General features: G+C 46.1%; 12 protein-coding genes. 10 read left to right on the top strand and 2 right to left on the bottom strand.

The window, feature by feature from the left end; genetic code table 11:
* Positions 1-55 precede the first annotated feature (55 nt).
* Complete coding sequence (locus VJL_RS08850) at positions 56-997, top strand: isoaspartyl peptidase/L-asparaginase family protein (RefSeq protein WP_038872047.1); 942 nt, start codon at positions 56-58, stop codon at positions 995-997.
* Between the two features lie 80 nt (positions 998-1,077).
* Here the strand turns inward: VJL_RS08850 and VJL_RS08855 are convergent, their stop codons facing one another.
* On the bottom strand, positions 1,078-1,305 hold the full coding sequence (locus tag VJL_RS08855; RefSeq protein WP_005438375.1) for a SlyX family protein: 228 nt from the start codon (positions 1,303-1,305) through the stop codon (positions 1,078-1,080).
* Positions 1,302-2,288 (bottom strand): WD40 repeat domain-containing protein, encoded by a 987-nt coding sequence (locus VJL_RS08860; RefSeq protein ID WP_038871975.1) that lies wholly within the window; start codon positions 2,286-2,288, stop codon positions 1,302-1,304. The genes VJL_RS08855 and VJL_RS08860 overlap by 4 nt, the downstream gene beginning before the upstream one ends.
* Before the next feature lie 128 nt (positions 2,289-2,416).
* Between VJL_RS08860 and fkpA the strand changes: the two genes are divergently transcribed.
* From fkpA to VJL_RS08905, 9 genes are all read left to right on the top strand, one after another.
* A complete protein-coding gene (gene fkpA, locus VJL_RS08865; protein WP_038871973.1) occupies positions 2,417-3,199 on the top strand; it encodes an FKBP-type peptidyl-prolyl cis-trans isomerase in 783 nt (260 codons plus the stop codon).
* Between the two features lie 144 nt (positions 3,200-3,343).
* Entirely contained in the window at positions 3,344-4,060 is a 717-nt protein-coding gene (locus VJL_RS08870; protein WP_038871970.1) for a helix-turn-helix transcriptional regulator, read from the top strand.
* A gap of 2 nt (positions 4,061-4,062) precedes the next feature.
* Positions 4,063-4,458, top strand: a complete 396-nt coding sequence (gene tusD / locus VJL_RS08875) for a sulfurtransferase complex subunit TusD (RefSeq protein ID WP_038877279.1) — start codon at positions 4,063-4,065, stop codon at positions 4,456-4,458.
* Complete coding sequence (gene tusC / locus VJL_RS08880) at positions 4,455-4,811, top strand: sulfurtransferase complex subunit TusC (protein ID WP_038877282.1); 357 nt, start codon at positions 4,455-4,457, stop codon at positions 4,809-4,811. Before tusD ends, tusC begins: the two co-directional genes overlap by 4 nt.
* Positions 4,812-4,818: 7 nt before the next feature.
* Complete coding sequence (gene tusB, locus VJL_RS08885) at positions 4,819-5,094, top strand: sulfurtransferase complex subunit TusB (protein WP_038877285.1); 276 nt, start codon at positions 4,819-4,821, stop codon at positions 5,092-5,094.
* Positions 5,095-5,272: 178 nt separating this feature from the next.
* Entirely contained in the window at positions 5,273-5,647 is a 375-nt protein-coding gene (rpsL, locus tag VJL_RS08890; RefSeq protein WP_004399892.1) for a 30S ribosomal protein S12, read from the top strand.
* A 100-nt stretch (positions 5,648-5,747) separates the two neighbouring features.
* Positions 5,748-6,218: a 30S ribosomal protein S7 gene (rpsG, locus tag VJL_RS08895; RefSeq protein ID WP_005438390.1), complete on the top strand. Its 471-nt coding sequence runs from the start codon at positions 5,748-5,750 to the stop codon at positions 6,216-6,218.
* A 137-nt stretch (positions 6,219-6,355) separates the two neighbouring features.
* The gene (fusA, locus tag VJL_RS08900; protein WP_038871960.1) at positions 6,356-8,455 is read left to right on the top strand and encodes an elongation factor G; all 2,100 of its coding nucleotides are present in this window, start codon (positions 6,356-6,358) and stop codon (positions 8,453-8,455) included.
* Positions 8,456-8,606: 151 nt separating this feature from the next.
* Positions 8,607-8,695: GTP-binding protein (locus tag VJL_RS08905; RefSeq protein ID WP_001982298.1), on the top strand; the 89-nt coding region annotated here is incomplete at its 3' end.

The following is an 8,695-nucleotide window of genomic DNA, read 5'->3' on the forward strand; positions in this document are numbered from 1 at the left end:
TTGTTTATCTGGGGTGTAGTGCAAATCATACAAGGAATAACAGTTGGACAAAGCGATGACGAAACCTTTCTCGATTGCCATTCACGGTGGTGCAGGTACCATTTTGCGGGCACAGATGAGCGATGAACTGCAACAATCCATTTTGACGGATTTAGAAGCTGCGGTGAAAGCGGGTCATCAAATCTTAACAAAAGGTGGTGAAGCCTTAGATGCGGTCGTTGCTGCGGTAAAAGTGCTAGAAGACTCCCCTAATTTCAATGCAGGCAAAGGCTCGGTTCTTACTCATACTGAAATGGTAGAAATGGACGCCTCTGTAATGGATGGTAGAAACCAAGCGGCAGGTGCTGTTGCCGGTGTTCGTCATATTAAGAATCCCATTGAGCTCGCTCGTGATGTAATGAAAAACAGCAACCATGTGCTGTTAGTTGGCGAGGGCGCTGAGAAATTTGCTTTCGAACAAGGCCACGAGTACACCGAGCAAGATTACTTCTTCACTGATCGTCGCTATGAACAACTGATTTCTATGCGCGAGAAAGGCTTGTTTGCTCTTTCCGAGTCCCGTTACCCAGATGACCGTAAACACGGTACGGTTGGTGCGGTTGCATTGGACCAACAAGGCAACTTAGCGGCAGCAACCAGCACTGGCGGTGTGACCAACAAGAAATACGGTCGCGTGGGCGATTCCGCTCTGATTGGGTGCGGCACGGTGGCAGAGAATGGTGTTGTAGCGGTTTCCACTACAGGTGTCGGCGAGTTCTTTATCCGTAAACGAGTGGCGGAAGATGTCGCAGCGCGCATGCGTTATTTGCAAGAAAACGTCCACACGGCTTGTGAACATATCATCCAAGGTGAACTTAAAGAGATGGGCGGAGAGGGCGGTCTAATTGCCATCGATGCACAAGGTGAGTTGCACTTTGCGATGAACAGTTCTGGTATGTATCGAGCTGGGATCAACACTCAAGGTGAGTTGAGCGTAAACATTTACTCTGACGAGTAGCGATTCGCTTTCTCAAAGACAACAAAGCCCAGATAAGAGTCTGGGCTTTGTGTTATTTACTGCACTAGGATTCGGATGAATCAGTAGTGCGGTGGTGGTGTTTCTTCTGATGGATCGGCCAAATTCGACGAATCCATATTCTTCACTTTACCTACCACGTATTTCATCTGATCGAGCATCTTGGTGATTTGCAGTTGCTGCTGTGACAAGGCACCGTTCAGATCTTCAATCGTCTGTTCTTGGAACGCAAGCTGACACTCTAAGTCATTAATGCGAGCTTCCAATTGCTGAATAAGTTTTTCTGTCATGATCCGTTCTCTAGCTGCCAAGCTTGGGCAATGCCCGCAGAAGTGGCAGTAATTATACGTTGCTTGGAATCAAAGGCTGCATCATACACGACCGCACGAGGAGGGCGAGTATCTTTTTTCGGCTCGACTTCAAATCTATCGACTCGTTTTCCCGTGTGAGTATCCCATACCATCACGCGCCCTGAAGGCGTTCCTGTAACTAACAAGCTGCCATCGTCTGAGAATCGAGCCGTCGAGAAGATCAACTGACGAGACCAACTGCTTAGCTGTGTCACTTCTTCTCCAGTTTCTAAGTCCCAGATGATGGCTTGATTACCGCCATCGGACGTCATGGCCAGTTTCCCATCCCGTTGAAGCGCGACTCTGACCACGCGTTGTTCGTGTTCAAAGCTGCGCAATACTAGCCCGGTTTCGGTATCCCACAGATACGCTTTGTAGTCATTACCGCCCGTTAAGGCGAAGCGGCCATTGGGAGATATCGCCACGGAATTGACTTTTTCTTGGTGTGCAAGGAACTCTAGCCTGCGACCAGTGACTAAGTTGACGTGAATCGCTTTACCGTTGGACAAGCCAAGCAACACTTGTTCTCCGTTACTGGTGATATCAACGTCTCGAATCAGCGCGTCATCGATAGACCAAAGTCCTTCGGCTTGAGTCCATCCGAGATCCCACACAGCGAAGTTCATTTGGCTTGCAGTGACGGCATAGCGGCCATTGTCCGAAATGCGAATATGGGAGACCACATTCGCAGCTTGATCGAGTTCACCCAGCTTTGCGAGTTGTTTGTTTTGCTCCAAATCCCAAAGAACCAACTGGTGCTCTTTGGAGTACAGCAGTGCAAATCGGCCATCTCGACTGAGCGCAAAGCTGGTGGAACCTTGTGGTTCGAGTGACCAACGTTGAACGTCATGATCGGTAAAAAAGCATCCATTTAACGTGGTGATGACAATTAAATATAGGAATAAATGAGAAATTCTTTGCATCACATCTAATAATCCGGTTTGTGTCTTAAGACATATAGCTAGTATATTGGTATAACGATTGTCTTCACTAGTCTCATCGAAGATTTGTGCACAACAACCAGTGGCTAAGCCATTATTGGGAGAATTTAATGAAATCAGTTTTAAAAGTGTCGCTACTTGCTGCAACAGTAATGCTAGCGGTAGGTTGTCAAAAAGAAGAAACAAAACCAGAAGCAGCACCTCAAGCAGAACAAGTTCAAGCAGAAACTGGTAAAGCAGTTCACTTTAAAACCGACGATGACAAAGCGGCGTACGCGATCGGTGTTTCATTTGCTAACTACCTGAGCACGAGTATCGATAAGCCAAGCGAAATCGGTATCGACCTAAACAAAGACCTAGTTCTTAAAGGTATCGAAGACGTATTCAAAGACAAAGCTGCGCTAAACGAGGAAGAAACTCGTGCTGCTCTAGAGTCTCTAGATAAGCGTGTTGCTGAGAAGATGCAAAAGCAAGCCGCTGAAAAAGCGGCTGAAGCGAAGAAAGCAGGTGATGACTTCCGTGCTGAGTTCGAAAAGCAAGAAGGCGTAGTTAAGACAGATTCTGGCCTACTTTACCAAGTAATCACGCCTGCTGAAGGTGAGAAGCCAAAAGACACTGATACGGTTCAAGTACACTACAAAGGTACTCTGATCGACGGTACTCAGTTCGACAGTTCTTACGATCGTGGTGAGCCAGCAACGTTCCCACTAAACCGCGTTATCCCTGGTTGGACTGAAGGTGTTCAGCTAATGCCTGTAGGCTCTAAGTTCAAATTTGTTATCCCGCCAGAGCTAGCATACGGTGATCAAGACACACCAAGCATCCCAGCTAACTCAACGCTTGTATTCGAAGTTGAACTACTAAAAGTTGAGAACGATCAAGCTGCTAAGTAATAACAGACAGCGATAACTCGATGAAAAAAGGCCCGTTTTACGGGCCTTTTTTGTTCTAGGTCACTAGTTGATGAGTTTGCTAGGTTGCCTTTCAAATTTTCTGATAAACTTACACCAATTTGTTGATTTTTCGCTCGAAGGCTTATGACAACTACAGAAACAATAAATGCGGAGATGTTGCTCGAAATGGAATCTGTCAACGTGATGCCATTTTCTGAGCACGATAAAATCATCTTGAGATCTTACGAAGCGGTCGTGGACGGCATCGCCAGTTTGATTGGTCCCTTTTGTGAGATCGTTCTTCACTCTCTTGAAGATCTCAATACCTCTGCAATCAAAATCGCCAATGGTGAAAACACTGGCCGTCAGGTCGGTTCTCCGATTACCGACTTAGCGCTAAAGATGTTGAAAGACATTGAAGGCTCTGAACGTAACTTCTCACGTTCGTACTTCACCCGTGCAAAAGGTGGTGTACTCATGAAGTCGATCACCGTTGCTATCCGCAATGGTGAAAACCGAGTGATTGGCCTGCTTTGTATTAACGTCAACCTTGATGCGCCGTTCTCCCAAGTGCTGCAATCTTTTATGCCGACACAAGAAGCAAAAGAGGCGGCGTCTTCAGTAAACTTCGCCAGCGATGTTGAAGAACTTGTCGATCAAACCGTTGAGCGCACGATTGAAGAAATCAATGCAGACAAATCGGTATCGAACAATACGAAAAACCGTCAGATCGTCATGGAATTGTACGATAAAGGTATCTTCGATATTAAAGACGCCATCAACCGCGTTGCCGATCGTCTAAACATTTCTAAGCATACGGTTTACCTTTATATTCGTCAGCGTAAAACTGAGGACGAATAAGCGTGAGTGGATTAACTTACACGCTAGTGGTGAACGGTCCGGTTTACGGCAGCCAATCGGCACGCAGTGCATACCAATTTGCTAAAGCAGTCATTGAACAAGAACACACTCTAGTGAGTGTGTTCTTTTATCAAGACGGCGTCACCAATGGTACAGCTCTGAGCGTGCCCGCCAATGATGAGTTTGACCTAGCTAAAGCATGGCAATCACTCGCACAGCAACACGATGTTCGTTTGGAAACGTGTGTGGCAGCGGCTTTACGTCGCGGTATCATCAGCGAAGATGAAGCCAATCAACATGGTCTTGAGCAGAACAACCTAGCGACAGGGTTCGAACAAGCTGGTTTGGGCAGCTTAGCCGAAGCTATGTTAACGCAAGATAGAGTGGTGCAGTTTTGAGTCAGTTAACTTACCTATTTCGTAGCGCACCTCATGGTAGTAATGCGGGGCGTGAAGGTGTGGATGCGCTGCTAGCGGCGTCGGCGTACTGTGAAGACATCACCGTCTTATTTGTTGGTGATGGTGTCTACCAGTTACTGCTTGGACAGGAGCCAAATGGCATCTTAAGCAAAGACTACGCACCAATGCTAAAGCTGTTCGACTTGTACGATATTGAGCAAGTGTTTGTTTGTGCTGGTTCGCTTGCCGAGCGTGGCTTGGCTCAAGCCGATTTAGTCATTGATGCCGAGTCTCTAAATACCGAGCAACTCAAAGCTAAACTGCAACAAGCTAGCAAACTGCTGTCATTCTGAGGAAGCCATGTTACATATCATCAAATCCGTAGCAGCATTAGACGATGCAATGGCACTGTACAGTGAGCAAGATGATGTCTTGCTGATTGAAGAGGCGGTTTATGCCGCTAACCCTCAACATAAAGCATTTGCAAAGGTAAAAGGCCCCGCTGTGTTTGCTTTACAGAGTGATATCGAAGCTCGCGGAATCACCAATCGTATAAGCCCGTCTATTACCGTTATAAACTATTCAGGTTTTGTCGAACTCACGACAAAACAGGCGAAATCTCTGACTTGGGATTAGCCCTTTATTCCTGTCGATTGAGCTTTACGGACGAATTACCCTAATTGAACAAAAAAGATCCGTATATTTCTTGACACACCTCTCACTGCTGCATAGAATTTTGCGTCCCTAACTGCCAAGAGTCGTTAGGGATAGATTTTTCACAAAGCTTACTTTCAAGTAAATCAGGAGCTAGTTAATGGCAACTATTAACCAGTTGGTACGTAAGCCACGTGCAAAGCAAGTTGTTAAAAGCAACGTGCCTGCACTAGAAGCGTGCCCACAAAAACGTGGTGTATGTACTCGTGTTTACACAACTACACCTAAAAAACCTAACTCAGCACTTCGTAAAGTTTGTCGTGTACGTCTGACAAACGGCTTCGAAGTTACATCGTACATCGGCGGTGAAGGTCACAACCTTCAAGAGCACAGTGTTGTACTAATCCGTGGCGGTCGTGTAAAAGACCTTCCGGGTGTACGTTACCACACTGTTCGCGGTGCACTTGACTGTGCTGGCGTTAACGACCGTAAACAAGGTCGTTCTAAGTACGGTGTGAAGCGTCCTAAGTCTTAATGGATTCCGTTAAGTAAGGCCAAACACTAAATTATTTTTAATTTTTTGAAAAAACTGAAAAGTTTTGGATAAAACCTGAAGAAGACAACGGAGAAAATCCATGCCACGTCGTCGCGTCATTGGTCAGCGTAAGATCCTTCCAGATCCAAAGTTCAAATCTGAACTGCTGGCAAAATTCGTTAACATCCTAATGGTTGACGGTAAAAAATCTACTGCAGAGAAAATTGTTTACACTGCACTAGATTCTATGGCTGAAAAGTCTGGTAAAGACCACTTAGCTATTTTTGAAGAAGCTCTTGAAAATGTTCGCCCAGCGGTAGAAGTTAAATCTCGCCGTGTAGGTGGTTCAACTTACCAAGTACCTGTAGAAGTTCGTCCGGTTCGCCGTAACGCACTTGCTATGCGTTGGTTGGTTGAAGCTGCGCGTAAGCGTGGTGAAAAATCTATGGCTCAACGCCTAGCTGCTGAAATGCTAGACGCGTCTGAGAACAAAGGTACTGCGGTTAAGAAACGTGAAGACGTTCACCGCATGGCTGACGCAAACAAAGCGTTCGCACATTACCGTTGGTAATACCTTTTCAGTGCTGCAAGGTTCCTTGCAGCACTTCTTTAGTTCCTATGCCTATGCTAGGAACTATTGCTATATCTAGGGGATAGCATTTTTAGCTATAGCAATAGTCCCTATCTCTAAGTTAAGAGGATTCAATCGTGGCTCGCAAAACTCCTATTGAGCGCTACCGTAATATCGGTATCTGTGCTCACGTAGATGCTGGTAAAACAACCACTACTGAACGTATTTTGTTCTACACTGGTCTGTCTCATAAAATCGGTGAAGTTCACGATGGCGCAGCAACCATGGACTGGATGGAGCAGGAGCAGGAACGTGGTATCACTATCACTTCAGCTGCAACTACTACTTTCTGGCGTGGTATGGAAGCACAATTCCAAGAGCACCGCGTAAATATCATTGATACCCCTGGACACGTTGACTTTACTATCGAAGTAGAGCGTTCTCTGCGCGTACTTGATGGTGCAGTTGTTGTGTTCTGTGGTTCATCTGGTGTTGAACCTCAGTCTGAAACTGTATGGCGTCAAGCTGACAAGTACCACGTTCCACGTATGGTATTTGTAAACAAGATGGACCGTGCAGGTGCAGACTTCCTACGCGTTGTGGACCAAATTAAAAACCGTCTTGGTGCGAATCCTGTTCCAATCCAACTGAACGTTGGTGCAGAAGATGATTTCCGTGGTGTTATCGACCTTATCAAGATGAAAATGATCAACTGGAATGAAGCCGACCAAGGCATGTCGTTCACATACGACGAAATTCCAGCAGACATGCAAGAGCTTGCTGAAGAATGGCGCAACAACCTAGTTGAAGCGGCAGCGGAAGCAACTGAAGAGCTAATGGACAAGTACCTTGAAGAGGGTGAACTGTCTGAAGCTGAGATCAAACAAGCTCTACGTACTCGTACACTAAACAACGAAATCGTACTGGCTACTTGTGGTAGTGCGTTCAAAAACAAAGGTGTTCAAGCAGTACTAGACGCAGTGATCGAATTCTTGCCGTCGCCAGTTGATGTTCCTGCAATTAAAGGCATCGACGAAAGAGAGAACGAAGTTGAGCGTCACGCAGACGACAACGAACCGTTCTCAGCACTAGCATTCAAGATCGCGACTGACCCATTCGTGGGCACGCTAACTTTCATGCGCGTTTACTCAGGTGTTGTGAACTCAGGTGATGCAGTTTACAACTCAGTAAAAGACAAGAAAGAGCGTTTCGGTCGTATCGTACAGATGCATGCGAACAAGCGTGAAGAAGTTAAAGAAGTTCGCGCTGGTGATATCGCAGCTGCTATCGGTCTGAAAGACGTTACAACAGGTGACACGCTATGTGACCAGAACCACAAAGTGATTCTAGAGCGCATGGAGTTCCCTGATCCGGTAATTCAGATCGCGGTAGAGCCTCGCTCTGTTGCCGATCAAGAGAAGATGGGTATTGCACTAGGTAAACTAGCGGCAGAAGATCCATCATTCCGCGTAGAAACGGACGACGAAACAGGTCAGACACTGATCTCTGGTATGGGTGAGCTTCACCTAGATATTATCGTTGATCGTATGAAACGTGAATTCAGCGTTGACTGTAATGTTGGTAAACCTCAGGTTGCGTACCGTGAAACAATCCGTGGCAACGCGGAAGTTGAAGGTAAATTTGTACGTCAATCTGGTGGTCGTGGTCAGTATGGTCACGTATGGATCAAACTGGAGCCATCTGAACCTGGCGAAGGTTTTGTCTTTGTTGACGAAATTGTGGGTGGTGTTGTTCCTAAGGAATACATCAACTCGGTAGCGAAAGGTATCGAAGAGCAAATGAACAGCGGTGTTCTAGCGGGTTATCCTGTATTAGATATTAAAGCCACTCTGTTTGATGGTTCTTACCACGATGTTGACTCTAACGAGATGGCGTTTAAAATCGCTGGCTCGATGGCATTCAAGAAGGGTTCATTAGAAGCACAGCCTGTTCTTCTTGAGCCAATGATGAATGTTGAAGTAACTACTCCTGAAGATTGGATGGGTGATGTTGTTGGTGACCTTAACCGCCGTCGCGGTATGATCGAAGGTATGGACGATGGTGTGGCTGGTATTAAGATCATCCGCGCTCAAGTACCACTATCTGAGATGTTTGGTTACGCAACGGACCTACGTTCTGCAACTCAAGGCCGTGCGTCTTACTCTATGGAGTTTAACGAGTACGCTGAAGTACCGAAAAACTTCGCAGATAAAATCATTGCAGACCGTGGTTACTAATAGACGATTGAGCTAAAAAAGTTTACGACTTTTTGCTAGATCAAGCCGTCGAAATATTGCGCTAACAGACGTTGGCGCATAAAATAACAATTTCTGGCGCGTCGAGATCAATAATGATCACGGCGAATCATAACTAGGAAGGAACACGATTGTGTCTAAAGAAAAATTTGAACGTACGAAACCGCACGTTAACGTTGGTACTATCGGCCACGTTGACCACGGTAAAACAACTCTAACTGC

Origin of the sequence: Vibrio jasicida CAIM 1864 = LMG 25398 (genome assembly GCF_000400365.1) — a bacterium.
Lineage (GTDB): Bacteria > Pseudomonadota > Gammaproteobacteria > Enterobacterales > Vibrionaceae > Vibrio > Vibrio jasicida.

Excerpts from the sequence above, each read along its gene's own strand:
- VJL_RS08860 (WP_038871975.1), bottom strand. The coding sequence starts at position 2,288 with ATGCAAAGAATTTCTCATTTATTCCTATATTTAATTGTCATCACCACG.
- VJL_RS08870 (WP_038871970.1), top strand. The coding sequence starts at position 3,344 with ATGACAACTACAGAAACAATAAATGCGGAGATGTTGCTCGAAATGGAA.
- rpsG (WP_005438390.1), top strand. The coding sequence starts at position 5,748 with ATGCCACGTCGTCGCGTCATTGGTCAGCGTAAGATCCTTCCAGATCCA.
- rpsL (WP_004399892.1), top strand. The coding sequence starts at position 5,273 with ATGGCAACTATTAACCAGTTGGTACGTAAGCCACGTGCAAAGCAAGTT.
- VJL_RS08850 (WP_038872047.1), top strand. The coding sequence starts at position 56 with ATGACGAAACCTTTCTCGATTGCCATTCACGGTGGTGCAGGTACCATT.
- fkpA (WP_038871973.1), top strand. The coding sequence starts at position 2,417 with ATGAAATCAGTTTTAAAAGTGTCGCTACTTGCTGCAACAGTAATGCTA.
- VJL_RS08855 (WP_005438375.1), bottom strand. The coding sequence starts at position 1,305 with ATGACAGAAAAACTTATTCAGCAATTGGAAGCTCGCATTAATGACTTA.
- tusB (WP_038877285.1), top strand. The coding sequence starts at position 4,819 with ATGTTACATATCATCAAATCCGTAGCAGCATTAGACGATGCAATGGCA.